Source organism: Undibacterium sp. TJN25, assembly GCF_049339885.1.
GTDB lineage: Bacteria > Pseudomonadota > Gammaproteobacteria > Burkholderiales > Burkholderiaceae_D > Undibacterium.
Genome location: NZ_JBMPPM010000002.1, coordinates 137,322 through 163,381, shown reverse-complemented (window position 1 = coordinate 163,381; position 26,060 = coordinate 137,322). Strand labels below are relative to the sequence as shown.

Here is a 26,060-nt window from a genome sequence, read left to right as displayed (position 1 = left end):
GCAGCGTAATCCGGGAGTGTGAGTGTTCCACGGGCGCCAGATACTTACCCCGGATTACGCTACGCTCCGTCCAGGCTACTATCCTATTTATTTTAGTTCCCACCATGACGGTAGCAGCGCCTTTACTTCCGGCCGCCGGAAGCGGTCGTCGATCAGCGCTACAAAACCCCGGTCGGTCTGCGTGCGTATCACTCGTCCTGCCGCCTGCACGACCTTTTGCAAGCCCGGATACAGGTAGGTGTAATCGTAACCCTTGCCGAAAATGGCGTTCATGCGCTGCATGATCTGCTCGTTGACGGGATTCAGCTGCGGCAGGCCCAGCGTGGCGATGAAGGCGCCTATCAGGCGGCTGCCGGGCAAATCGATGCCTTCGGCAAATGCCCCACCCAGCACGGCGAAGCCTATGCCCTCGCCCGCGTTTGTAAAGCGCGCCAGGAATTCTTCACGCGCCACTTCTTCCATGCCGCGCGACTGCTCCCACATCGCGATCTCCGGGTAGCGCTCGCCAAACACACCGGCGACCTGCTGCAAGTAATCGAAGCTGCTGAAAAATGCCAGGTAGTTGCCGGGCTGCCGCCGGTATTGCGCCGCCATCAGGTCGGCTATCGGCGACAGCGAATCGCCGCGATGCTGGTAACGGGTGGAAATGCTGCTGACGATGCGCACCTCCAGCTGTTCCGCCGCGAACGGCGACTCCACGTCTATCCACGGCGTTTCGGCCGGCAGGCCCAGCATGTCGCTATAGAAATGCCAGGGGCTCAGCGTGGCCGAAAACAGCACCACGGACTGTGCCGCAGTAAAGCGCGGCCCCAGGAAAGGCGCGGGTACGATATTGCGTATGCATAGACGCGCATTCTTGCGGTAGGCCGCACCGGTGCCCTTATCGACATCCTTGGTCACGTCAAATAGCGAATGCTCGGCCAGCGATTCCGCCAGTTGCAGGAACAGCAGTGCATCGAAATAAAAACGCATCAGCTTGCTATCCTGCGCGACGGCCTCATTGGTAAGCCCATTGGCGGCTTCATTCGCATGCTGTAGCGTGCCGCTGATCAGGTCCGGCGGCACGTTGTCTTCGGCAGCATTGACAGCGCCGCTGACCATGTAGTCGGTAATCGTCGTCGCAGCCTGCTGCAAGGCCTGCAGGAATTTTTCCGGAATCTCCGCATATACCTGGTAGCGCGCGCCCTGCTCCTTGTGCAGCGCATTCCATTGGCGGCTGACCCTGTCCAGCGCGCCCTTCATCACCGCCGGAGCCGAGCGGCGCATGATGTTGAACTCGGCCTGGTCCAGCTCGGCGCTGTACATCTTGCGGCCGCGCTCTATCATGTTGTGCGCCTCATCCACCAGCACCGCCACCTTCCACTGGTTCAGCTGCGCCATCGCATACAGCATCGCGCTGATGTCGAAGTAATAGTTATAGTCGCCGACAATCACATCCGCCCAGCGCGCCAGGTCCTGGCTCAGGTAATACGGGCACACCTGATGGCTGCGCGCGATCTCACGCAGGCTGGCGTGGTCCAACATGTCCGTTCCGGACGAACCGACTGCCGAAGACGCAAAGGAGATTGCTGCCTGCCGCGCCTGCGGCAGCCTGTCGTAGAAGCCGCGGGCCAGCGGGCAGGAATCGCCATGGCAGGCCTTGTCGGGATGCTCGCAGGCCTTGTCGCGGGCTGTCAGCTCCAGTACGCGCACCGGCAACAGCGGTAGCTGCGGCGCTTCTGCACGCGCCTGCTTCAGCGTCGCCAGCGCATCCAGCGCCAGCTTGCGCCCCGGTGTCTTGGCGGACAGGAAAAAGATTTTATCCAGCCCCTGTTTAGGCATCGTGCGCAGTAATGGGTATAGCGTACCTACGGTCTTGCCTATGCCTGTGGTGGCTTGTGCCATCAGGCAGCGACCGGCGCTGGCGGCCTTGTACACGGTTTCCGCCAAATGGCGCTGGCCGGCGCGGAAGGACGTATGCGGAAAAACCAGGCCGTCCAGCAGCGTATCGCGTGCGCCGCGGTGCGCCAGCTCCTGCGCCGCCCATGCCAGGAAGCGGTCGCACTGGTCTTCAAAATACACCTTGAGCGCGACGGCGGAATACGTTTCCGTCAGCACCGTTTCCTTCTGGCTGGAAATGTCGTAATACACCAGCGCGAGGTTCAGCTCTTTTAAACCCTTTTGCAGGCACAGCAGGTGGCCGTAGATTTTGACCTGTGCCCAATGCAGGTGCCGGTGGTTGTCCGGCAATTTTTTCAGGTCGCCGCGATGGGTCTTGATTTCCTCCAGTTGCTGCTTCACCGGATCGTAGCCGTCTGCCCTGCCGCGTACCCGCAGTTGCCGGTATTCGCCGGACAGGCTCAACTCCGTCAGGTAGCCCGCGGCGCGGCGCGCAGTGACGACTATATGCCCGGCGATGCCCTCCTGCGCGCTGGGTGAAGGCGTGAAGCGCAAATCCAGGTCGCCCAGCTTGGCGGTGAACTCGCACAACGCGCGCACCGCCACCGTGTACTGCTGCTGGCCGTTCAAGCGTGCTCCCCATCTGCCCACTCCACGTAGCAGACAGCCACCGGAATATCATGCGCCATGAAGTAATCCAGCCAGCGTATCTGGTTATCCTGCAGGCGGTCGCCCGGCCCCTTCACTTCAATCAGCCGGTAGCGCCGTTCCTGCGGCCAGAACTGGACCAGGTCCGGCAGGCCGGAGCAGTTGGATTTGATGTCCTGCAAGAGGCGTTCAAAGCATTTTTGCAGATGCAGTGCCGGGATACAGTCCAACGCCTGCTCCAGCAGTTCTTCCGTCAGGCTGCCCCAGAATACAAACGGCGACTGCAGGCCGGCCTTGGCGGCAAAGCAGCGGTGTATCGATTGCCGGTATTCCCCGGTGTCCAGCTGCGCGAAGCAGGCGCGGAAAGCCGCCTCGCGCCGCGCGTAAAAATCGGCGTGGTGCAAGTCCGCCGGGCCGCTATGGAAGGAGTGAAAAAATGCGCCCGGCAGCGGCATGAATACCGCGTCCCAGCATAGCAGGCCGAACAGGGAGTTGATGAGCGCGTTTTCCACGTAATGCACAGAGGCATCCGCATGCTCGCTCGCCAGATGGTCGCGCACGACGCCCTCCACCCAGAACCCATCGCGTGGCCGTGGCAGGCGCAATGCCACATTGTCCGGCGCAGGGGGTTTGCTTGCCGGTATCCGCCCTTGCCCTGTCTTGCGCCGCAAGCGCGGCAGCATGCGTGCCAGTTGCTGCTTCTCTGCCTCGCTCTCGGGCGACTGCTGGGCCAGGCTGGCCAGCTCAAACGCGGCAGCCGTTTGTTCCAGCTTTTCCAGTACGCGTATCGCGCGTGCGCGTGAACCTGGATAGCGGCAACTGCAATAGACCGCCAGCGCTGCTTCCAAATCATGCAGTTTTTCATACTGCTGCGCGACCTGGAACAGCAGCTTGGAACGCCGCCCTTCCAGCCACGGATTGTCCAGCGCGCCGCCCATATCGGCAATAATCTCCGGCAGCGCCTCTTCCTGCAGGAAGCGCTCCTTGCAGCGGTGCAGATGCAGATAGGTATCGACATCCTCGCGCGTGCGGAACCCGCGCGAAGCCGCCGAAAACTCCACCGTCTCATACTGGTAAATGCCCAGGTTGGCCAACACAAACTCCGTCCAGTCCTGGTGCAGATTGCCGAAAAACATCAGGCGCAGACGGTCGCACAGGTCGCCGATCAGCAGATGGTAGATGCAGTCATCGCAGTCCGCATGCCAGTCCCGCAGGCTGCGCACTTCGTCGCCGTACTGCGCGCGCAGCACCTCCAGCTGATCGGCCTTGCGAGCAGACGCCAGCACAGCGGGCAGCCGTAGTCCCGCCGCAATCTCCTCTTTTTTCAGCAACACAAACAGGTGTTCCAGATACAGCAGGGGCTCATCGTCCACCCAACCCTCTTCCACCAGCAAGGCAGCCGCCTCTGTGCTGGCGCCGATTTCCGCATAGCGCAACTTGCTGGCACGGAAAAGCTCCCCCTTGCGCATCACCATGCGAACCAGCAGCGCCTGCGACGCTTGCGGCAATATGGCAAACCTGCGGATGAACTCCCTTTCCTCCTCCACCAGCAGATCGTCATAGCGCGTGGCAATCCACTCCAGCACCATGTGGAAATTTTCCAGGTAATAGAAGGGATTATCGAGCACGGGAGTCATGGGCGGCATAACAAACGTCGGACGCTACGGAGCATGCGGAGTAATAAAGGATCAATAGGGCAACAACTGTACATAAGAACAGTATATCACCGTCTTTCAGGCATACTCGAATTTCAGGGGTGGTATTGCGGAAGAGGGGTGCCGGCCGCACGGAAGGCGGCCGGCGATAAAGCCTGCAAGCAGGGTTTAGAAACCCAGTGCCAGACCAGAATTCCTGCGCGGGTCATTGGCGCCATAGAACTTGTTGTCGCCGCGCGGCTTGCCTTCTGCCGAGGGAGCGCCCACCAGGATGGCGGCAATGTGGTTGGCCGGCTGCGGCGCGCCGAGGTTATGGCCCATTGCTGTCAGTATCTTGCGGGTATCGGGGCTCAGCCCATTGGTTTCCACGTTGGTGACATCCGGCAGCCATTGCTGGTGGAAACGTGGCGCGTCCACTGCTTCCTGGATGTTCATGCCGTAGTCGATCACGTTCAGTATCGTATGCACGACGGCGGTGATGATGCGACTGCCGCCCGGTGTGCCGACGACCATGAAGGGCTTGTTGTCGCGGGTGACGATGGTGGGCGCCATCGAACTCAGCGGACGCTTGCCGGGGGCGATGGAATTGGCTTCGCCCTGCACCAGGCCGTACATATTGGGCACGCCTGCCTTGACGGTGAAGTCGTCCATCTCATCGTTCATCAGCACGCCGGTGCCTGCAGCGGTGACCTTGGCGCCAAACCAGTCGTTCAGCGTATAAGTGACTGAGACGGCATTGCCCTCCTTGTCCACGATGGAGTAATGCGTGGTGTTGCTGCCCTCATGCGGCGGCACGCCGGGTTTGATGTCCTTGGAAACGCCGGCCTTGGCCGGATCGATGACGGCCCGCACCTTGGCGGCGTAGGCCTTGTCCAGCAGCCTGTCCAGCGGATTCTTGACAAAATCCGGGTCGCCCAGATAGCTGTTGCGGTCCATGTACGCATGGCGCATCGCTTCGATCTCGTAATGCACGCCCTGCGCGGAGCCGTAGCCCAGCTCCTTTAGCGGATAGGCTTCGACGATATTGAGTATCTCGCAGATGACCACGCCGCCGGAGCTCGGCGGCGGCGCCGAGACGACATGGTAGCCGCGGTAATCGCACTCCACCGGCGCCAGTTCACGCACTTTGTACTGGTCCAGGTCTGCCTGCGTCAGGATGCCCTTGCCGGCCTGGCTGGCTGCCACCAGCGCCTTGCCCACCTGGCCTTTATAGAAACCGTCGGCGCCGTTACGGCTGATCTGCAGCAAGGTCCTGGCCAGGTCTTTCTGCACCAGCACCTGCCCCGGCTTAAACGGCTCGCCCTTGTTCAGAAAGATGGCGGCCGAGGGCGCATCCTTGCGGAAATCTTCGGTAGCCGTCACGAACATATCGGTATCGCCTTCATCCAGGGTGAAGCCGCCCTGCGCATAAGCAACGGCGGGCGCCATCACGGCCTGGCGCTTCATCGTGCCGTACTTGGCCAGCGCATATTCCATGCCCGCCACGCTGCCCGGCACGCCGGAGGCCAGATAGCCCTTGCTGGACAAGCCCTTGATGACATTGCCCTGGGCATCCAGGTACATATTGGCCGTCGCCGCCAGCGGCGCTTTTTCACGGAAATCGAGGAAGGTCTTGCGGCCGTCCGCCAGTTGTATCGTCATGAAACCGCCGCCGCCCAGATTGCCTGCCGCCGGGTAGACCACCGCGAGCGCATAGCCGACTGCCACCGCGGCATCAATCGCATTGCCGCCTTTTTTCAGTACATCCACACCCACCTTGGTGGCAAGATGCTGCGCCGTGACGACCATGCCGTGCTCCGCGGCGACCGGCGCCTGCGAAGCGGCAAGCGCGGGGCTGCAAAAAGAAAAGGACAAGGAAAAAGAAAAAATGGCGCTTACTGAAACAGCCAGGCTTTGTCGGATCAGGCGATGTGGCATTAGTCGATCTCCTTGGGTTGAGGTTGTAGGTGCGCTTCTGCTCCGCCCCTCTCGCGCGTGCGGGAGAGGGGCGCGGTGAGGGGGACTAAACTGATGGAGAGAATTTTTGCACCAAGGCCACGCATTAAAAACCTGAATTTAGGTTTTACAGATTTGGCTTTTCCCTGCAGAAAATTTCTACATGATGTTGACCACCCTCACCCTGGCCCTCTCCCGCACGCGGGAGAGGGGATGCAAGCCGCTGCGGGATTACCCGGATAATGATACTCCATTATCAAAAAAGCCAGTTCCGACCAACTATCAGAGACGAACAATCACGCCTTCCACACTTGCTGCGCGACGCGCATCATGTTGCCGCCCATGACCAGCGCCGCCTCCTCTTTACTCATGCCGGTTTTTTCCAGCGCGGCGGGCAGCAGCTTCCAGGTTTCCACCGGCGTGAAGCTGGGCGGCTGCTCCATGTCATAGCCTGCGGATGCCGGCCACCAGTACGAAGGGTCGAAATCGCCGGAGGGCGTATCGTCTAGACCTTCCTCCCTGAAACAGATATCCAGCCCTATGCCCGCATGCTCTACGCCAACCAGCCCGGCGATATACGCCGCATGGCGTGCCACATCGTCGGCAGTGGGATTGTCGCTGCCCAGGAAAAATGACAGGCCGGATACGCATACCACGCCGCCGGTGGCGGCACACGCGCGGATCTGTTCATCGCTGACATTGCGGCCGTGTTCCGCCAGCGCCAGCGGGTTTGCATGGCTGAAGATGACGGGCTGGTCGGATGCCTCCATGATGTCCAGGCTGCTACGCCTCCCGCTATGCGAACAATCCATCAGCATGCCTGCGTCGTTGACGGCGCGCACCATGCGGCGGCCTAGTGGTGTCAGCCCGCGCTCCATGTCGTGGCAGCCATCCGCTACATTATTATTGCGGTTGTAGGCAAAATGGATTTGCCGCACACCCAGCTGGTGATACAGGGCGACCATCTCCGGACTGTCCATCAGCGGCAGCGCGCCTTCCAGATCGAAGCTGACGGCAATTTTTTCCTGCGCAGCCGCCTTGCGGATGTCGGCCACGCTGGATGCCAGCAGATAGCGTTCCGGCGAAGCGGCGATCGTCGCGCGGAAGCCCGCGATGACAGCCATTACCTGCGATACCGGGTTCATGTCCGCACCGACATTGACCGACACATAGTTGACGCCGTAGGCGCGCAAGGCGTCTATCGGCGCGAAGCTGGCTTGAGGGTGGATGGGCAGGCAAGCGTGGGCATCCCAGTGGATCATGTGCGGACTTTCATTTCATGCAGGAGGGTTTCCGACTATAGCCGATTTTATGCACAAACAACATGCTACCGCTACCCGGCCTACCGGCCTAGCGGCCGCCCTTTTCGATCACCAGCACGCCGTCTTTAAAGCTCAGCGTCCGGCCGCCGGCGGCAATCCCCTGCTCCAGCCTGGATTTTTCCTGGGCAGCCAGGTCAACGGAGGGTTGCGTCACGTGGTAATTGCGTTGATCCCGGAGGATTTTTTTCTTGCCCGGTGCGGCGGCGCTACTCTTTTTTCGGTTGAACATCGTTGTCAGTCTCCATGGCATTTCGGGCTACATGAGAGTGATGTGGTGGATTGCAAGTGATGTGGGCAAGATACAACAGTGGCGTGGTTTGCGCCCGGATTGCGCTGCGCTGCATCTGGGCTACCTCCCGTTGCAAACGAAAAAAGCCGGCGTCAGATACGCCGGCCTTCACCGATTATTTTGTCAGACAACCTTGTTCGGCGTCTCGTCTGAAGTGCCGCGTTCCAGTGCGGCTGCCACGCCTGCGCCATAGGCCGGATCTGCCTTGGTGCAGTTGGCAATATGCCTTTGCTGGATCTCGCGCGACGCGCCGCCGACGGAGCGCGCGGTATTGTCGAACAGCGTTTGCTGTTGCGCCTTGGTCATCAGGCGGAACAGGTTGCCCGGCTGCGAATAATAGTCGTCGTCGGCCCTGTGGTTCCAATGATCGGCGGCGCCTTCTATTGCCAGTGGCGGTTCGGCATAATCCGGCTGCTCCTGCCATTTGCCATAGCTGTTGGGCTCGTAGCCCAGCGTGCCGCCGTGGTTGCCGTCCACCCGCATGGCGCCGTCGCGATGGTAGCTGTTGAACGGGCACTTGGGTGCGTTTACCGGAATCTGGTGATGGTTGACGCCCAGCCGATAGCGCTGCGCATCGCCATACGAAAACAGCCGTGACTGCAGCATCTTGTCCGGCGAGAAGCTGATGCCCGGCACCACGTTGGCAGGCGAGAACGCCAGTTGCTCCACTTCCGCGAAATAATTGTCGGGATTGCGGTTCAAATCGAAATGGCCGACCTCAATCAGCGGATAATCCTTGTGCGGCCATACCTTGGTCAGGTCGAAGGGGTTCAGGTGGTAGCTGCCCGCTTCTTTTTCCGGCATTACCTGGATGAACATGGTCCAACGCGGAAACTCCTTGTTTTCTATGCTGTCGAACAAGTCGCGCTGGGCACTCTCGCGGTCGCGGCCTACCAGCTCGGTAGCCTCGGCATCGGTCAGGTTCTGTATGCCCTGCTCGGTGCGGAAGTGGAACTTGACCCAGAAGCGCTCATTGGCGGGGCTGATGAAGCTGTAGGTATGGCTGCCGAAGCCATGCATGTGGCGATAAGAGCGCGGAATACCGCGGTCGCTCATCACGATGGTGACCTGGTGCAGCGCTTCCGGCAGGTTGGTCCAGAAGTCCCAGTTATTGTTGGCGCTGCGCAGGTTGGTGCGCGGATCGCGCTTGACGGCGTGGTTCAGGTCCGGGAACTTCAGCGGATCGCGCAGGAAGAATACCGGCGTGTTGTTGCCCACCACGTCCCAGTTGCCCTCTTCCGTATAGAACTTCATTGCAAAGCCGCGGATATCGCGTTCCGCATCCGCCGCACCACGCTCGCCGGCCACGGTGGAAAAGCGCGTGATCATCTCGGTCTTCTTGCCGACCTGCGAAAATATCTTGGCCTTCGTATATCTGGTGATGTCGTGGGTGACGGTAAAGGTGCCATAGGCGGCAGAGCCCTTGGCATGCATGCGGCGCTCCGGTATCACCTCCCGGTCGAAATGCGCGAGCTTTTCCAGGTGCCATACATCCTGCAGCAAGGCAGGCCCCCTGGGGCCAGCGGTCTGGGTGTTCTGGTTGTCCACGACCGGTGCGCCGGCCGCCGTAGTAAGTTTGTTCATCATTCATCCTTTGGCGATAGAAATCAGATTAAGGACAGCATGCAACCGACCTGCAAGCCGCGCCGCCACGGTCCCACTACAGATCTGAGCCACCCGCGCGTCAGCATTGCTACGCATTCCGTCGGGCATCTGCAGGCCCTGCGTTCCACACGTGAGCGGAACATCAGGTACGGCTTATTATGCTTGATTTTTCGTCAAGGCACAGAAGGACGCACAGCGAACATTGCAATGTGGAAAGAATATTTTTACGTCAATCCGCGCCGGATAAATCACGATAGGCGATAATGCAGGCTAGAACAGATTTCTCCCCGGCAGGAACTGCAAGCGCTGCACGTATTACCGCAGCTCGGACAGATTCCGCCATCAATTTTTTTGGAAATAAAGTATTTTGAGCACAAGAACCAAACGCTGGAACGGCAAAATCGACACCTTTACACCGGCTTACCTGAAAAATGTCGTCGAAAAAATGACCGACTATGGCGACCGCGTGCAATTTGCGTTGACCGGCACCGGCATCGGCCCCAACTACCAGACTATCAATTCTTCCGACAAACGCATGACCTTCGACAGCAGCAACCGTCTGGTGCATCCGGGCGAAGGCGAATTCGGCGTCGGCAATGTCTCGGGCATTTTCACGTTGGAACAGATCAAGACTGTCCTGGTCGGCGGCGTCGTCAAAACCAGCAGCGGCACCCGCGTTACCCGTTCCAGCAGCGGCGCAACGCGCAACACCACGGCCGCCGTCAAGGCGCAGGACCTGGTCGATGCGGCAAAATACGACTATTTCAAAAATAACCGCCAGACCTTGCCGCCCACCATAGGCGAGCACTCGGCCGAAATCACCGGCCTGATGAAAAAAGGCATGTCTGCGGAAGAAGCCTTTAACGATGTAGTAAAGCGGTATTTTTAAGACTTATTTCTAAGATGTATTTCTGAGCGCGGCACTCTCAGGCATAAGGCGGACTTTGTCCGCCTTTTTCTTTTTACGCCCGCCTCAGCGGCACCGCAGAGAGAATCTCCATGCACCGAATTTAATGCTCGACTAATCGAGCGCTTACTTTTAACATTCTTGATATAAAACTATCCGCATGCTGTAGGCCTGCATGCGCAAAAGTTCGATTTTCCAGACAATCGTAAGCGGAGGTGACCATGCTCGCTGCACCAATACCAGAAAATGAAGCCCGCCGGGTTCGCGCCCTGCACTCGCTGGATATCCTGGATACACCGTCCGACGAACGTTTTGACCGGCTGACAAGACTGGTCAAGCGCATCTTCAAGGTGCCCATTGCCGTCGTCAGCCTGGTGGATGCAGACAGGCAGTGGTTTAAATCCTGCATCGGGCTGGACGCGACGGAGACTTCGCGCGACATTTCCTTTTGCGGACACGCCATCCTGGGAGACGACATTTTCACAATTCCGGATGCACTGTCCGATGAACGCTTCCACGACAACCCCCTGGTCGCCAATGAGCCGTGGATACGGTTTTATGCAGGCTGCCCGCTGAGTGTCAGCGACGGCAGCAAAATCGGCACGCTGTGCCTGATCGACATGGAACCGCGAGAACTGGACACAGACCAGCGCGAAATTTTAAAAGACCTCGCAAGGATGGCGGAACAGGAACTGGCCGCGGTACAACTGGCCACCATGGATGCGCTTACCTCACTGCCTAATCGCCGTGGCTTTGAATCGCTGGCGCAGCATGCGCTGCACCTTTGCAAACGCATCAACCGGCCGGCATCCCTGCTGTTTTTCGACCTGAACGGGTTCAAGAAAATCAATGACACCTTCGGCCATGCGGAAGGAGACCGCGCCTTGGCCACCTTCGCCGATGTATTGCGCACCGCGCTGCGCGACAGCGATGTCGGCGGCCGCCTCGGGGGCGATGAATTCGTGGTGCTGCTGGTCGACGCTGCAGGCGCCAACGCCGGCGGATTCGTGACGCGCCTGCAAAAAATGCTGGACGCCCGCAATGCACAGGCCCAGCGTGGCTACGACATCCGCTTCAGCGTGGGCCAGATTGAATATGACCTGGCACGGCACGATAGCATCTCTACCCTTCTGGCGGACGCCGATGCTGCGATGTATCAGAACAAGCTGGCGAACAAGCGGCTGTAGCTGGCCGCACGCTGCTATGGGAGCTGCCGGCGGATGGCGCGGCGACTTCCCTGCACTCCCTTCTCAAGCCGGGCCCTGCGGCTTGCTACTCCGCAGGGCCTGTCATCGCACTATTGCTTACATTACTCAAATTACTCAAACTGCTTAAATTTGCGCGGAACCGCCATCCACGAACAGTTCGCTACCGTTGACAAAACTGCTGTCGTCCGAGGCCAGGAATAACGCTGCACTCGCTGCCTCGTCTGGGTCGCCAAGACGGCCGAGCGGCGTAGTCGATTCCACGAACTTGATCATTTCCTGGTTCAATTCTGCTGTAGGCGCAAGCCCATGCCAGCCCGGTGTGGAAGTTGCGCCCGGCACCAGAACATTAACGCGAATCTTGCGCGGCGCCAGATCAAGAATCCAGCCGCGCGCAAAATTGCGGATGGCCGCCTTGCTCGCACTGTAGACGCTGAATGCCGGAATGCCGGTCGTGGCACTGGTTGAGCCCGTGAGGATGACGGAAGCGCCATCCTTCAGCAACGGCAACGCTTTCTGCACCGTGAACAGTGTGCCCTTCACGTTCGTAGCAAAGGTACTGTCAAAGTGCGCTTCCGTAACGTCGGCGAGCGCCGCAAATTCGCCGCCGCCTGCGTTCGCGAACAGCACATCGATGGTTCCCGCCTCTTCCCTGACCGCCTGGAACAACCTGTCCAGGTCGGCAAGATTGGAGATATCCCCTCGGATGCCGCGTGCATTGTTGCCTACTGCAGCAACTGCCACATCAAGCTCCTTCTGCCGCCGCCCCGTCATGAAAACACGCGCACCTTCCTGTGCAAACCGTTTGGCTGCGGCCAGGCCTATTCCACTGTTTGCGCCGGTCACCACGGCAATTTTTCCATCAAGCTTACCCATGTTGAGCTCCTTAAAAATAAAGTAGGGCTATTATGGATTCAAGCTTACATATATACTAGTACCTACCAAAAGGTAAGTATAAGGTTTTGCTATGGAAAATATTTGTGGATTGGATGTGGCGCTGTCCGTCATTGGCGGCAAGTGGAAGCCGCTGGTGCTGTTCTATCTCAATGGCGGGCCGCGCCGCTTCGGGGAATTGAAGCGGCTGGTCGCCGGCATCAGTGAAAAAGTGCTGATACAGCATCTGCGCGAGCTGGCCGAAGATGGCGTCCTGGTCCGGCACGACTACCAGGAGGTGCCGCCTAGAGTAGACTATGAGATGACCGAGTTTGGGCACACCCTCGCACAAGCGCTGATACCGCTTTGCGAATGGGGCAATGCGAACAGGCGCCACGTGGAACAGGTCTCGGCAAAAAAAGATGTAGCGTAAAACCGGGAACAAACTGCTCAAGCTTGTGCGGCCTGCTTCAACAGGTTCGCATAACCGGGCTGTATCTCCATCCTCTCCGTTATACCCTGACGCTGGAGCAGCTTGTGCGCCTTCGGCAAATTCCAGCAAGGCACATTGGTGAACATGTGATGTTCGCAGTGGTAATTGACCCAGTACGGCGCCACCAGCATGCGCTCCACCAGGCCGGCATGGGTCGTGCGCGCCTGGCGCAACGGGTCGGCTTCGTTTTGTGCGACCAGGGCATGTTCGGCGATATTGCGGATACGGGAAACCAGCGGCAGCCAGGTCATCATCGGCAGCAGCCACATTGTCACCCACACCCACCAATATCCGGCAACGCTGAATGCCAGCAGGCCGATGCCGTTTTCGATCAGGAAGCGGCGGTCCTTGCCGGCTTCCTCAACAAGCAGCACGAATACAGATTCGCCCGCCTTGCGATTGTTGATGCGTTGCGCAACATGGCCGAAGCGCTGCTTGATAAAAGTCTGCCCAGTCAGATCGCGCACTATCTTGCGGACCAGAGATGCGCGCGTAATAGGGAACGGCGCCGACAGCACCAGATCGGGGTCTTCGGATTGCTGCACGTAGCGGTGGTGCTGCAGATGATAGGGCCGGTAAGCGCCCAGGCTCGATGAACAGAACCAGATCGCGACCCAATCATTGAGCTTGCGGTTGCAGTGCAGGCCGGCGTGCGCGGCATCGTGCATCAGGATGAACAGCCCCAATTGCCGTGTGCCGATAATGAGCACCATCAGCGGTATCAACACCGGCCAGATCGCGCCGGCCGCCATCGCAGCGCCTATCACCAGCCAGCAGTGGGCGACCAGCAGCAGCCCCTTCCATGACGAACGCCCGGTAAGCATCGCCCATTCTTCCGCGGTAAAAAAATCCTCAGGCTTGACGCGAGGGGCAACAGCCATGCCGGTTTCTCCTGTGATAAAGACGGGAATTGATTGCCAGACTTCAGCATTCTTACGGTAAGGATCATAGCCCATTCCGGACAATTATTTTTGCGCTATGCAACATTCGCTTTTACATGACAAGCGCCAGAAATCCAGGAAATTCCATCGAAGCGGCAACCTGAAAAAAAATAAAACCACACTCGGAAATTGGTGAATATTTTACTGCCGCAACATTGCTTCAAAACATAAAACTCGTCGCTCCTCCCCACTTTGTTTCCCACGCACATTTGTTACAACTGTCGAAATAATTTACATTTAGCGAAACATTTCTCCGGCTGCTTTTCGGCCAAAAAAGAATTTTCATGCATATCAACAGCTTGCAATTTTTTGGCCCGGATACTGCGCACCGTGGACTAGTTATTGCTTGAAAAAATTCGATCTTCATCCCCCACTTTTTTAATCATTTTAAATATCCGTAGAGAAATACGGTGGTGGATGCATATCGTTTTTTTCGATTATCCCTTTCCTCTCAGGTCAATAATGAAAACCATAAAGCTCAGACTCAAACGATCCCTGCTCGCGCTGGCGGGCACAACATTACTGGTGCTGGCCGCGACGTCCACGCAGGCTGCCGCCATTACGGAAGGGGCCGATACAGGCCAGACGCTGGGGACGGCGCAGACGACCGCCGGGAGTGCGTCAATTGACACCATACGCGGCTCCTTGCTAACCACGGCAGGCAACGACTACGCCGATATGTTTCGCATCTATCTGTACGCCGGCAGCACCTTTAGTGCAACAACCACAGCCTCCAGCCTTGATTTCAATAATTTCGATACCTCGCTGTTCCTGTTCGACAGCAGCGGCAAGGGTCTGGTTGCCAATGACGACGACCCCAACGTCGGTCCGACCTCAACGCTGCACGACTTTGCAGTAGCTGCGAGCGGATACTATTACCTGGCCATCGCCGGTGCCGGCTACACCCCTGTCAGCGCCGGCGGCTCAATATTCGGCAGCCTGCTCGGCCTGGATCAGGTCGGCCCCAACGGCGCCGGTGGCTCACAGGCCTTGTCCGGCTGGCAAAGTATCAGCGGTGAAGGCGATGCCTACGAGATCGTGATGCAAAGTGCGTTTGCCGGCTTGCCGGCGGCCGATGTGCCGGAGCCCGGCTCCCTGATGTTACTTGGCCTCGGCGCTGCCGCGCTGATCTCACGCCGTAACCGCCGTACCCTGGCAACTGGTGTTGCGCGCTGATTGCAGCGCCGCTACTTTATTCATTGCACCCCATTTTCAATATGGATCAATCATGAAAACAAAATACATAGCACCGCTGCTAATGGCCCTGTTGTCCTGCTCAACCGGGCTGGCGCAAGCGCAGCAAGCAAAGTTGGATGCCCGCCTCTCAGACCTTGTTGCCTCCCTTAAATCCCGCGGCGTGACGCGCCTGGCAGTAACCGGGCCGCAAGTGACCGACAGCAGCATGAGGGATAGCGCGGGGCGGATCCTGGTCGACATCTATCTCGACGGCACGACATCGATTGACGCCGTCGTCACCAACCTGAAAGCCGCCGGCGCCAACGTTACCGGCGTCAACCCTTATTTCCGCAACGGCGCAGTGTCGGCCTTTATTCCCCTGGTGCAGATTGAATCATTCGCGGCAACTTCCGGCCTGCGCCTGATGAAAATGTCGCTCAAGCCGCAGCGTAACGTGGGCGCAGTCACGTCGCAGGGCACCAAGGTCATTCGTTCGGATCTGGCGAATGCCAGCGGCTTCACTGGCATCGGCATCACCGTCGGTGTGCTGTCTGATTCCTATGATGCCTCTTCGACAAATTTCACTACCACGCGCGCAGCCAATGACATCGTCAGCGGCGACCTGAAAACCCCAAAGCTTGTCATCGACATTGACGCTTCCCCTGATAATACGGATGAGGGCCGGGCCATGATGCAGATCGTGCAGGACGTTGCACCGAGTGCGGACCAATGCTTCGCTACCGCCTTTGCAGGCGAAGCGGCTTTTGCAGCCAATATACGTGCGCTACGTACCAACCCCGCCTGCAATGCCGACGTCATTGTGGACGACGTTTTTTATTACGACGAGCCCTTCTTCTCGGATGGCCAAGTGGCCCAGGCTGTCAATGACGTGACGACCAGCAGCACCTTGCCGGGTAAAAAAGTCTCATATTTTTCCTCTGCCGGTAACCAGGGAGCAGCCGGCGGCGGCGGCTCTATCGACGTAAGCAATGCAAGCTTTTCTACCTCGCCCACCAATCTGGGCAACATCAATCTGGCCTCAGCCGCAACCTGCACCAGCTCACCCGACAGCGGATCGACCAAGGCCAACGTTGCCGGCGGCTGGCTGGATTTTGGCGGCGGCGTGTATGCCTTGCCGGTGAACTACACTGGAACTGGATCCGGCTCTACCCTCCTGATGCAGTGGGACGATCCCTTTTATGCGGGCGCCGTGACCACGGACTTGAACTGGTATATGTTCAATTCCGCCGGGAACTGCGTGTTCACTTTCGCCAGCAATAACCTGTCAGGGGACGATGCCACCGAGATCATTGGCCTGTCCGGCGGCGCCAACGGCACCTACCGCATCATGATCGGCCGCACCAATGCCGGCACCAACCTAGCTACTCGCGTGCGCCTGCTGAACCTTAACGGATTTGGCGGAACACCTTTCCAGAACCCAAGCAGCCCGACAACCTTCGGCCACAGTGCTTCCGCCAACGCCAATAGTGTTGCAGCATATCGCTATACTTATCCGGCAGCCCAGATTCCCTATATTCCTATCTATGAACCGTTCAGCAGCCCAGGACCGGTGACCATCGCTTTCGACGCCGCAGGCAATCGCCTGGCGACCGCCGAGCTGCGCAAGAAACCGGACATGGCGGCACCGGACGGCGGCGACACCACCTTCTTCTATCCCGGCGATGATTTCGAAGGCAACGGCCGCTTCAACTTCTTTGGCACCAGCGCCGCGGCACCGCATGCGGCTGGCGTTGCCGCCCTGATGCTGCAAAAGGCGGGTGGCCCTAACTCGCTGACGCCAAAACAGGTCAAGAGCTTGCTGCAGACGGCTGCACCGGCACGTCTCATCCCCTACTCTGCCGACGGCGCTACCGCCAGCAAGGCCTGGAGCGTATTTGATGGTTTTGGTCTGATTGATGCCGTCACTACGCTCAACAAATTACCCTGAGTAGTTGCACCGACCAGCTTGTATTTGTTCAGCTTGTATTTGTTAAAACGCCGGCATCTAACGATGCCGGCGTTTTTTCAGCAGAGCCGCCGCGGCTTATCAGCGGGCCGTACTGGCAGAAGCGGACTCAGTCTTCAATGACTGCGCCAGCTCCCCTGCCTTCAATGAACTCATCAGCGACATCAGCGTAGTGAAGGCATTCGATTCGCTGCCGCCGCCCATCTGTATCTGCGGCACCAGCGGCGTCCTGGAGGCTTCGAAGGATTCGGCCAGACGCAACATCACGGTTTGCATCAGCTGCTTGTCCGCGCCCTCGCCCTCCATCGCTTCTGACTTGGCCTTGATCGCGGCGGCTTCTGCTTCGCCGACCGACTTGATTGCGGAAGCGCGGCCGGCGCCTTCCATCTCCTGCTTGAACTTCTCTGCCTGCGCCAGCGCTTCTATCTCCTGGCGCTTTTTCTCGGCGGCCTTGACGCTGGCGGAACCCTGGTTTTCCTTGATGGAGATATCCACCAGCGAACCAGTCAACTCCTTCTGCTTGGCGGCGCGCTGCTCCGCCTCGTTCAGCTCGCGCTCCTTATCGGCGGCGATCTGTTTCTGCGCAAAGGTTTCCACCTGCTCGCGGGCGATCTGGCGATCCCGCAACTGGGCCATGATGCTTTCTATCTTCGTATCGCCGGCCTGCGGCTTCGGTGTGCCGATCAGCACCTCCTGGAACTCCAGCGAATAAGCCTGGAAGCGTTCGCGCATGTCTTGCGACGCATTGTTCTGCAGTTCGCTGCGCGACTGGATCAGCTCGATAAAAGTCTTGGTCTGCGACACGTTTTTAAAATAAGACGACACCATCGGGTCCAGTGTCTGCTCCACCAGCTGGCCCACATTGCCGAAGCGCTGCACAACCATTGGAGCCTTGCGGTAATCGATATGCACCACCACCGACAAAGGCAAATTGGGCTCGAATGCATCCTTGGTGATCAGCGTAATCTCGCGCAAGTTCTTGTCGAAATTGGAGCCGCTCTCGCCGGATTTCCACATCAGCACAAAGTTAGTCGTCGGCACCAGCTCTATCTTGCCGGCATAAGTATTGAATGCGTATTTACCGGGCATCATCGGATCGCGCCACACACCGCGGCAGCCGGCTTCGACCAGTTCGCCATGACTGTATTCCTTGCCGGACAAATCATCACCCTTGCGGCCCGTGTAGGACACGACCACGCCGACATAACCGACCGGGATGATGGTCTTGCGGATAAATTCCACAGTGGCAAACAAGCGGTTGATGTAATAGGTGCCCTCTACCAGTACACGCTCCTGGCGGCCGCGGCGGCCACCGGCAGCGATGAAACGCTCCGGCTCCTGGAAGGAGTTATGCGTATCGCCCACGTCCGGCGCCAGCAATTCGTCTTTCAACAGGCCGGGGCCATCCTGCACGGTCACCACGGCCAACTGGTCGGAATCATGGCTGCCGGTCACCTCCTTGATCACCACAGGTGTAAACGCATTGCGCTCGTCCAGCACACCGCGCATTTTTTCGTAATACAGCTTTTCTTGCGCATCCAGCGACAGCGAATAGGTGGCTTCATCTGTCATGACGACAAACAGCGCGGGATTGATGATATGCGTGCCCTCGCGCAGTATCTTGCGCTGCGGGCCCTTCTGGCCGGCGCCTTCAATAAAAGCACGCACATCGCGGAAATCGCTGACCCTGGAGTTGTCTGCCAGCGTCTGGCCGGCGGGCAGGTCGATGCCGTCACGCGCAAACACATAGGCGATTTTGCCCTGGGTGACGGACACCATGGGATGGATGTGCACACGGTACTGGTAAGGAGTAAAGAAATGGAAGCCGCCTCGGCGCAGCTCAGGCTGGAAACCCGCTTCGCCATTCAGCGCCAATAAACCACTTTGCACGGAGCCGCTACCGCTCCACAATTTTTCTACGACGCCGATACGGTCATTGGGAATATAACGCACCATCCTGGACGTCAGCAGGAAGATGGCGACGGCGATAAACGCGATGAGGGATATGACTAAACCACTCGACAAGGGGACTAACATGATTTCCTTCTTATAAGAATAATAAGGATTTCAGTGTAGTCCGTTCCATGAGGGAAACTACGGTGATCGGTTTGGCAAATTACCGAGAGAATAATCTACGCCAACGTCAATCAACTTTCGGCAGCGATGGCTGTACTCTTATGCCGTAACCGGCCAGCCTGCATGTGCCGCGCGGCGCAGCATCGATTGCACGACCAGCCGATGAAACGGCGCAATCAGCACAATATAGCTGCGGCCCAGCAGGTTATGGCAATGCACAACGGTAGACACAATCAGCATAGGTGATTGACCCGGCATTTCTTCCCTTCCCCTGCGCAGTACCGACAACCGGAAATTGAGATGCTTATCGTCTTCGCCCAGCAGTATCTCATTGCCGTGAATTTCATAAATCTTGAAAATATAGATGCGCTTGCTGTCCCCCGGCCCACCTGCCTGTTGCAATTGCCGCGAGGTCTTGATGCCGAACCCGGCCACCAGCATGTCGCGCAAGCGCATCAGTTTTTTGATCCACGGCGCCTGATGCGACAATAAAAAGCGCGCCAGTAATTCAGGATCCGTGATGGCGTTTTCCGGTAACCGGATGGCATACGCATCCGCCAGATCGGTCTTCGGATAGATCTGCGAAATCCGGGACTCTCCTGGCAGCCCTGGCAGCGCCACCGGCTTCACCATATATTTTTCGTTTTCCACTACGCTGCTTCCCGCGACATAGGCCGCATGTGCTGCTGATGAATCAGCATCGGCACCTTAGCCGATATGGGCATGCGCTTCTTCAACCGAATTTTCATACTCAATGCCACCCACAAAGCGATAGAGGAAGTTATAAATCGCACAGCCTATCGCTGTCGTTATGTAGCCGACGACAAGATAGAAGATGGGAGCGAGGATAAGCATGAATACCGAGCCTGGGAATCCTCCCTGATTCGTGCCGGGTATAAAGGAAAAAACGAGCATCATGGGAATGATGAAGATCAGCGACGTCGCCGCCATCATGACACCGAATACCTTGCCGTTCTGATGTGGGGACAGGCGTTTGATCTGGATTTTCATTTTATCTCCTTGCTGTGGTTGAAAAAATTATGCGTCTTTTGCGGCGATGACATGACAGCTAACCGGTACTTCCATATTTTTTCCGCAGACGGCGATGCCGGTGGCGGAAAACGAATTCATAGACCGGCATCAGCAATGCGGCAACAAACGGAATGCGGCCTGCCACCACGACATGGTCGGTCACCGTGCAGCCATCACCGCGCGCGGCAACCATGCGCCGGTGGCGCCATTCCTTGTTCGCCCACGAGCTTGAGTTTTCCTGGAACCCGGCTCCCGCGTAGATTGCCTCCAGGCGGAAAGCATGCAGATCTACCGGAATAAACCCGAACAGGAATATCCAGCTTTTGAAGAGCAGCCGGCCGGCCTGCCATTGGTCCAGGGTGCAATCCCTCCACGGCTCCGGCGCACTCATGCGCACGATGGGGCTTAGCTCCCAGTTCACGGTCTGCATTGACATATTTGCGCAGAATGCCGCTGCATCAATCGCCAGATCGGATTGAACCGTGAATTCACGCATGGGCAAGTTTTATCATTTGTACAGTTAAATAAATAACAATACACTTATCTTAACCGACCGGGCGCCGGTGTTGTCAAAAAAGATGTGTTGCCGGTTGAGTCCAACGCATTCTGGACACTGTGCAGATCAGCAGATCCGCAGGCTTGAGGGAGGCACGAATCAAAATGTGAACAGCGCAGTACCCTTTTCATCAAACAGGCTGACGGCGACAACGCCACTATCGGCCATCAGCCTGTCGCGATGTTTTATCGCCCCTGCCTGTGGTGCAGGCACATGCGGCTGCAGCTTACGGAGGATCCCGGCCAGGACCTCGTCTTCGGATGGCTGTCCGGGAAAATCTGCATCAAACTCAATCGGATCCGGAGCATGGTCCAGCCTGAACTCTATTCGGTATCGCATGGTCTGCCTTCTGCTCGTCGCGGAACTATCACTGATGATGTCTTGCATTCAAAATTTCAAGGCCAGGTAGCCTGGATGCAGCGCAGCGCAATCCGGGAAGTGTCCCACTGGCCGTGGATAAGGTGCCAAAACTACGCTAGCGTTTCCGCAAGGGGTCCAGCAGCATACGTAGGTTGTTATGGTCCAATTCGTACATCAGGGCGATCAACGCACCCAGCTCGCCTTTGGGGAAACCTTCCCGCGCAAACCAGCCCAGGTAATGGCCGGGCAGGTCGGCGATGATACGGTCTTTGTATTTACCATAGGGCATGGTGCGGATGACCAGTTGTTGCAGGTGTTCGGGATTCATCTCGTCTTCATTCAGCAATGTGGGGCGATGCTATTGGGTTAATTATAACCATACGCGGCAACCGTCAGCAGGCATGGTGGATGATAAACGTAATAATAGTGGTCACTGGGCTTCGCTTCCTTTATCCTTCGGCTAAAGCATATCAAGGAACACATCATGGCAAAGAAAGACGAACTGGACGAAGAAACAATGGCACTGATCAAGTGGTGCATTGAAGTGGAAGGTTTCCTGGTGAAAGGCGGCGCCACTATTGAGCAGGCACAGGAACATATAGAAGAGCAGGTAGAATGGTTTACCGACCTGTTTTATGACGGCCTGACGCCGGAAGAGGCAGCGAAGGAAGCGCTTAGCGATTAATGGCATTGCCTTGCTGAAAGAATAGCCGCTGTGCATCGGATACATCCTACACACAGCAACGCTGCCCTCCTGTTCTGCTATTGTCGACTCCGCGTTAATATAGAGGCAGACAAAAAGTTGATGTTTGGATGGAGACAGGGGGTCACATGCAAGAGCCAGCTAAATCCTTTTGGCCGGACAAGAGCCAGTTTGCGTCGGACTTTAAGGATCTGACGGATCGCCGCAGCGGCCGCAAGACCAAAAACTTGCCGCTGGCGGTGGATGAACGCCGCGAACGGCGCTTCGACAATTCGATACGCAAGCCAGCCAGTGAAAATATCCAGCTAGGCCCCAAGGCGCATTTTTCCGACGAAGAATTAAAACGCCAGTGCGAAGCGCAGGCCGCCAAATCCTCGGTTGCCTCCAACATATTGCTGTCCGCTATCGCGCAGGACAGTACAACGGCCAAGCTCAGCGATGACGCCGTCGCCAGTGTCGCGGCCGAATTTAGCGGCCCTCCTTGGGAAGACTGATCGTCCCGGTCAGACAGCTTACCTTACCGCCCACAAACCCAGCGTGCCCAACGCAGCGGCCAGCTGTATCCGTGAGTTCTGCCAGCCCGCCAGCGCCAGCGTACGCTGCTGGTGTGCATTGGCCAGCGCGGTCTGCGTGGCGATCAGCTCGACGATATCCGCCACCCCTACCTTGTAGCGCCCTACTGCGGCCTCGAAAGCCGATTGCGCGCTGTCGAGAATATCGCGCGTGGTTTCCAGGTTGTCCGTGTTGACCTTCAGTTCCTGGTAATGCGTCCATACATTGGCGGCTACCTGTTGCTCGGTATCCGCCAGGTTTGCCTGCTTGGACTCCACCTGGGCCTGCGCGGCGCGAACCTTGTAAGTCCGTGAAAAGCCCTCAAAGATTGGCACGTTCAGCTGCAGGCCTATATACCTGTCGCGGTTGACCGAACCCACATATTCCTGGCCGAAACCGGAACTGGTCGGCTGCGTATTGTAGTTCTCGCGCACGACAAGACTGATGGAAGGACGCCCTTCCGCACGCACTGCAGTTACGTTTGCCTGCGTGGCGGCCAGGTCGGCGCGCGCCGCCATCAGCGACGGATGGCTTTGCTGCGCGGCTTCCAGCAGCTTGTCAACGGACTGCACGAACTGCGTATCGCGCATGCCGGCGGCATCATGCTCGGCCAGATCCAGCACCGCATTGGGCCGCTTGCCCATGTCTATCGCCAGGATGCCCAATGCAGATTGCCTTGCGCCTTCTGCCTTGTTGCGGTTATACACTGCCTGCGAATACGAGGTTTGCGCCTGCAACTGATCGCTGATGGGCACCACGCCCACGCCTACACGAAACTTGGCGGCATCGAGCACCCGTTTGGCATCGGCTTCGATCTCGCGGGTGGACTGCGCATTTTTTTGCGCAACGAGGGCGTTGTAGTAGTCGTTGACGGTATTTGAGAATACCGCCTGCAATGCAGTGTTCTGGCTGGCCAGCGCAGAGGCCAGCGTCTTCTTGGCGGCTTCCACCGAGGCGCTGCGCAGGCCGAAATCGTACAGCATCCAGTTCAGCGTCAGCGTGTCGTTCTGGTATTCACTATTGGATTCGACATAAAAAGGCGTGGCGCCGGAGCCGCTGCCGGTGGACTTGTCCTTGACGGCGATGCCGGTGGCGGTCAGCGTCGGCAGATAGGCCGATTTGGCGACCCCCAGCTGCGCTGCCTGCAGCTGCACGGTGGCCCAAGCGGCCTTGGTGCGCGGATTGTGGCACAGCGAGCTGACCACGACGTCCAGCAGGCTCAGCGCTGTTTTTTGTTCAGTATTGCAGGCTGCAGTGGACGGGTCCAGCATCGAAGAAGTCGCGCCGTCGGTAGCGCCTTCGGTGCGGAAGACATCCCACTGGTCCAGTTCCAGTCCAAAACAGGCGGGAGCCGCCGCCAGCAGCGCGGTGAATGCGCACGCATGGGCATGCCTGCCGGCCTTGCCTGCATATGACGGCATCCACGAGGGCATCCATGCAGGCAGACGTGAGCCGGTACGAACTGATGCATTTTTTTTCATGGTTATAAGCATGGTTTTTCTATCAACATATGCAGGGCATCTTCCGGGCATTCCGGCAATGCGGTGCGAGCAGAAGTATAGCAGGCCGAAAAGGCACCCAAAACAGGGAATAAGCGCGGATACCACGCCGATCCGCACGTTAAGGCTACAATACGCCCCTCTGACAGCCCACTATAACGACCCCCATGAGCAATCCAAGCAACCCCGATGACATGCTGCCGGTGGGCATGATGGGAAATGTCGATGCCGGCAGCCCGGCTGCCCAGGCGCTGGAAACCATTGCCATTCGTAAGCATGGCACGCCAGGCTGGGAACCCTTCCATTATGAAAAAGTATCCGCAGCCGAATATGAAGTCACCGGCGGCGTTGCGCTGGTGCTGACCGGCGGCCTGAGGAAGTGGCCGGAGCCGCATACCAGCGTCTTGGTCACGCTGGAAGACATCGCGGCGGAACTGCGCGTGCGGCAGCATCCTGCCGTACAGGCTGCCATGCCGGAGGCCGTGCAGCCCACAACGGAGGCGGCGCCGTCGCCGGCCGACACAGCGGCCCCATCCGTGCAAGGGGTCAGCAATCCGCTCGCGTCGCGCTATCTGACGGTAGTGCTGCAACTGCCGGAAGACAAGGAGGGCCGTCTGCGCCTCATCCATGCGTTCAGCCCGGACAACGAATTTTTCGGCGCGACCGTCACGGCGGCTTCGATGGAAGACGAGATTGCGGTCACGCGCGCGCTGGCCCGGCATTGCACGCCGGAAGAAGTGACCCGCGCCCGGCAGGAAGCACGCTAGCAGCAGCTTGCCTGGTATTCATATTTTTTATTTCAATCCTCCGCTTATGACAAATCTGTCATAAGCGTGTCATCCCCGTGTCGGGGCACAGTGTCTAGACTTGCACTCAAGTTAGGCGATTCCACATTGAGCGAATGCCTGGCCATGGTGAATCCAGTCCACACACTTATCGGAGAATTGAAATGAATGCGAAAAAAATATTTGTCCTGCTGGCAATGGCTGCTGCAAGTTCCGTCACTTTTGCCCAGGATGTCCAGGGTGATAGCGCTGCTGTCGGCAAAACCCGCCAGCAAGTCATCAATGAGCTGAACGATGCACGGGCTCAGGGCCTGTTGAACTTTTCCGACGCGGACTACCCCGTCCTGCCCGCAGCCACAAGCACGCTGACCCGTGCGCAGGTTGTCGCAGGCATCCAGGAAGCACGCAAAGACGGCACGCTGTTTTCCGACTACGATTATGACTACCCTCGTGCGCAGCCGGTCGTTGCCAGCGCTGAAAAGACCCGCGCAGAAGTGAAAGCCGGCATTACCATGGCCCGCGCCGACGGCACGCTGTTCGCACCAGACTGGGACTATCCTGTGACACACCCAAAGATGTCCACGCATATTGCTGCTGCATCGCATACCGCGACAAACGGCAATAGTTAAGCCTACCGGCCGATGCCGCGGCAACAGCAACGGCACTTTCCACACAGGGCTTACCGCAGGCAAAACCTCGGAAGCCCTTTCAGGCATTTACCTGTAAGGATGGCGAACCGAATCCGACCAATGGATACCTGGCCAGCCAGCTTTCGCATAAAGGTGTACGCTAATGAAAACCGATGGAGTCCTACCTATGAAAACCACCGCCACAAAAACTTACCCGCTGAACAAGACCGGCATAGGCATGCTGGGCGCCGCACTGCTCGCGGGCGCGCTGATATATACGATGGGCAATGCCTCGGCGGAAACCGCGGTCAGCATTCCGCCTCCTGCCGCCTCTGTGCTGGCGGGCATTCCCGCTGCGCCGCAGGCACGGCAGGAAACTGCCGTATTTGCCGGCGGCTGCTTCTGGGGTATACAGGCCGTGTATCAGCATACCAAGGGCGTGCTGAACGCGGTGTCCGGCTATGCCGGCGGCTCCAGGGAAAATGCGGAATACGAGCGCGTCAGCTCCGGCACCACGGGCCATGCGGAATCGGTGCAGGTCACGTACGACCCGCAACAGATTTCCTACGGCAAGCTGCTGCAGATCTATTTCTCGGTCGCGCATGACCCTACGCAATTGAACCGCCAATTCCCGGATTCCGGCACGCAATACCGTTCCGCGATTTTCTACAAGGACACCGCCCAGAAGCAGATCGCCGAACGCTATATCGCCCAGCTGGACAGCGCGCACCTGTACAACGCCAAAATCGTGACCCAATTGACACCGCTGTCGGCGTTTTATACCGCGGAAAAATACCATCAGGATTATGCGACCATGAATCCGGATTCCGGCTATATCTCACGGTTCGATCTGCCCAAGATCGCCAACCTGAAGAAGCTGTATCCCGATGTCTACCGCGAAGCGCCGGTGCTGGTAGCGTCGCAGTCGGCCAGCATGGCCAAGGCAAGGTAAGCAGCTGAAACAGTGGCAGTATC

Annotated in this window: 25 protein-coding genes; 10 read left to right on the top strand and 15 right to left on the bottom strand. The window is 58.1% G+C overall.

Annotated features, from left to right (window positions below; translation table 11 throughout):
- Positions 1-87: 87 nt before the first annotated feature.
- The 6 genes from ACO0LO_RS04325 to ACO0LO_RS04300 all read right to left on the bottom strand — a co-directional run bounded on the left by ACO0LO_RS04325 (position 88) and on the right by ACO0LO_RS04300 (position 9,311).
- The gene (locus ACO0LO_RS04325; protein ID WP_422962969.1) at positions 88-2,508 is read right to left on the bottom strand and encodes an ATP-dependent DNA helicase; all 2,421 of its coding nucleotides are present in this window, start codon (positions 2,506-2,508) and stop codon (positions 88-90) included.
- Entirely contained in the window at positions 2,505-4,172 is a 1,668-nt protein-coding gene (locus ACO0LO_RS04320; protein WP_422962968.1) for a VRR-NUC domain-containing protein, read from the bottom strand. Before ACO0LO_RS04320 ends, ACO0LO_RS04325 begins: the two co-directional genes overlap by 4 nt.
- Positions 4,173-4,349: 177 nt before the next feature.
- Positions 4,350-5,969, bottom strand: coding sequence for a gamma-glutamyltransferase (gene ggt, locus ACO0LO_RS04315; protein ID WP_422963476.1), 1,620 nt, complete (start codon positions 5,967-5,969; stop codon positions 4,350-4,352).
- A gap of 443 nt (positions 5,970-6,412) precedes the next feature.
- A complete protein-coding gene (locus ACO0LO_RS04310; RefSeq protein WP_422962967.1) occupies positions 6,413-7,378 on the bottom strand; it encodes a dipeptidase in 966 nt (321 codons plus the stop codon).
- An 88-nt stretch (positions 7,379-7,466) separates the two neighbouring features.
- Positions 7,467-7,667 (bottom strand): hypothetical protein, encoded by a 201-nt coding sequence (locus ACO0LO_RS04305; protein ID WP_422962966.1) that lies wholly within the window; start codon positions 7,665-7,667, stop codon positions 7,467-7,469.
- 183 nt (positions 7,668-7,850) lie between these two features.
- The gene (locus tag ACO0LO_RS04300; protein WP_422963475.1) at positions 7,851-9,311 is read right to left on the bottom strand and encodes a catalase; all 1,461 of its coding nucleotides are present in this window, start codon (positions 9,309-9,311) and stop codon (positions 7,851-7,853) included.
- 388 nt (positions 9,312-9,699) lie between these two features.
- Here ACO0LO_RS04300 and ACO0LO_RS04295 point away from each other — a divergent pair, with 388 nt between their 5' ends.
- Positions 9,700-10,221, top strand: coding sequence for a hypothetical protein (locus tag ACO0LO_RS04295; protein WP_422962965.1), 522 nt, complete (start codon positions 9,700-9,702; stop codon positions 10,219-10,221).
- Between the two features lie 239 nt (positions 10,222-10,460).
- Positions 10,461-11,426, top strand: a complete 966-nt coding sequence (locus ACO0LO_RS04290; protein ID WP_422962964.1) for a diguanylate cyclase domain-containing protein — start codon at positions 10,461-10,463, stop codon at positions 11,424-11,426.
- A gap of 144 nt (positions 11,427-11,570) precedes the next feature.
- Here the strand turns inward: ACO0LO_RS04290 and ACO0LO_RS04285 are convergent, their stop codons facing one another.
- Complete coding sequence (locus tag ACO0LO_RS04285) at positions 11,571-12,320, bottom strand: SDR family NAD(P)-dependent oxidoreductase (RefSeq protein WP_422962963.1); 750 nt, start codon at positions 12,318-12,320, stop codon at positions 11,571-11,573.
- Positions 12,321-12,411: 91 nt separating this feature from the next.
- Here ACO0LO_RS04285 and ACO0LO_RS04280 point away from each other — a divergent pair, with 91 nt between their 5' ends.
- On the top strand, positions 12,412-12,750 hold the full coding sequence (locus tag ACO0LO_RS04280; protein ID WP_422962962.1) for a winged helix-turn-helix transcriptional regulator: 339 nt from the start codon (positions 12,412-12,414) through the stop codon (positions 12,748-12,750).
- A gap of 17 nt (positions 12,751-12,767) precedes the next feature.
- On the opposite strand, the gene ACO0LO_RS04275 is transcribed toward ACO0LO_RS04280, so the two are convergent.
- Positions 12,768-13,691: a fatty acid desaturase family protein gene (locus tag ACO0LO_RS04275; protein ID WP_422962961.1), complete on the bottom strand. Its 924-nt coding sequence runs from the start codon at positions 13,689-13,691 to the stop codon at positions 12,768-12,770.
- A gap of 522 nt (positions 13,692-14,213) precedes the next feature.
- On the opposite strand from ACO0LO_RS04275, the gene ACO0LO_RS04270 reads away from it, so the two are divergent.
- Positions 14,214-14,927 carry a PEP-CTERM sorting domain-containing protein gene (locus tag ACO0LO_RS04270; RefSeq protein WP_422962960.1) on the top strand — a complete coding sequence of 238 codons (714 nt, stop codon included), beginning with the start codon at positions 14,214-14,216 and terminating at the stop codon, positions 14,925-14,927.
- A 52-nt stretch (positions 14,928-14,979) separates the two neighbouring features.
- A complete protein-coding gene (locus ACO0LO_RS04265) occupies positions 14,980-16,875 on the top strand; it encodes a S8 family serine peptidase (protein ID WP_422962959.1) in 1,896 nt (631 codons plus the stop codon).
- A 99-nt stretch (positions 16,876-16,974) separates the two neighbouring features.
- Here the strand turns inward: ACO0LO_RS04265 and ACO0LO_RS04260 are convergent, their stop codons facing one another.
- From ACO0LO_RS04260 to ACO0LO_RS04235, 6 genes are all read right to left on the bottom strand, one after another.
- Complete coding sequence (locus ACO0LO_RS04260; protein WP_422962958.1) at positions 16,975-18,930, bottom strand: SPFH domain-containing protein; 1,956 nt, start codon at positions 18,928-18,930, stop codon at positions 16,975-16,977.
- A gap of 138 nt (positions 18,931-19,068) precedes the next feature.
- The gene (locus ACO0LO_RS04255) at positions 19,069-19,620 is read right to left on the bottom strand and encodes a DUF2867 domain-containing protein (protein WP_422962957.1); all 552 of its coding nucleotides are present in this window, start codon (positions 19,618-19,620) and stop codon (positions 19,069-19,071) included.
- A gap of 57 nt (positions 19,621-19,677) precedes the next feature.
- Positions 19,678-19,980, bottom strand: coding sequence for a hypothetical protein (locus tag ACO0LO_RS04250; RefSeq protein WP_422962956.1), 303 nt, complete (start codon positions 19,978-19,980; stop codon positions 19,678-19,680).
- A 58-nt stretch (positions 19,981-20,038) separates the two neighbouring features.
- Positions 20,039-20,497 carry a hypothetical protein gene (locus ACO0LO_RS04245; RefSeq protein ID WP_422962955.1) on the bottom strand — a complete coding sequence of 153 codons (459 nt, stop codon included), beginning with the start codon at positions 20,495-20,497 and terminating at the stop codon, positions 20,039-20,041.
- 159 nt (positions 20,498-20,656) lie between these two features.
- Positions 20,657-20,896, bottom strand: a complete 240-nt coding sequence (locus ACO0LO_RS04240) for a hypothetical protein (RefSeq protein ID WP_422962954.1) — start codon at positions 20,894-20,896, stop codon at positions 20,657-20,659.
- A 136-nt stretch (positions 20,897-21,032) separates the two neighbouring features.
- A complete protein-coding gene (locus ACO0LO_RS04235) occupies positions 21,033-21,245 on the bottom strand; it encodes a DUF3820 family protein (RefSeq protein WP_422962953.1) in 213 nt (70 codons plus the stop codon).
- Positions 21,246-21,401: 156 nt separating this feature from the next.
- Here ACO0LO_RS04235 and ACO0LO_RS04230 point away from each other — a divergent pair, with 156 nt between their 5' ends.
- Positions 21,402-21,602, top strand: a complete 201-nt coding sequence (locus ACO0LO_RS04230) for a hypothetical protein (protein WP_422962952.1) — start codon at positions 21,402-21,404, stop codon at positions 21,600-21,602.
- Between the two features lie 146 nt (positions 21,603-21,748).
- On the top strand, positions 21,749-22,114 hold the full coding sequence (locus tag ACO0LO_RS04225) for a hypothetical protein (RefSeq protein WP_422962951.1): 366 nt from the start codon (positions 21,749-21,751) through the stop codon (positions 22,112-22,114).
- Positions 22,115-22,132: 18 nt separating this feature from the next.
- On the opposite strand, the gene ACO0LO_RS04220 is transcribed toward ACO0LO_RS04225, so the two are convergent.
- Positions 22,133-23,653: a TolC family protein gene (locus ACO0LO_RS04220; protein WP_422962950.1), complete on the bottom strand. Its 1,521-nt coding sequence runs from the start codon at positions 23,651-23,653 to the stop codon at positions 22,133-22,135.
- A 185-nt stretch (positions 23,654-23,838) separates the two neighbouring features.
- Here ACO0LO_RS04220 and ACO0LO_RS04215 point away from each other — a divergent pair, with 185 nt between their 5' ends.
- The 3 genes from ACO0LO_RS04215 (at position 23,839) to msrA (ending at position 26,037) form a co-directional block, all read left to right on the top strand.
- Positions 23,839-24,438 (top strand): hypothetical protein, encoded by a 600-nt coding sequence (locus tag ACO0LO_RS04215; RefSeq protein WP_422962949.1) that lies wholly within the window; start codon positions 23,839-23,841, stop codon positions 24,436-24,438.
- 182 nt (positions 24,439-24,620) lie between these two features.
- Entirely contained in the window at positions 24,621-25,085 is a 465-nt protein-coding gene (locus ACO0LO_RS04210) for a DUF4148 domain-containing protein (RefSeq protein WP_422962948.1), read from the top strand.
- Between the two features lie 187 nt (positions 25,086-25,272).
- On the top strand, positions 25,273-26,037 hold the full coding sequence (msrA, locus tag ACO0LO_RS04205; protein ID WP_422962947.1) for a peptide-methionine (S)-S-oxide reductase MsrA: 765 nt from the start codon (positions 25,273-25,275) through the stop codon (positions 26,035-26,037).
- The last annotated feature ends 23 nt before the right edge of the window (positions 26,038-26,060 follow it).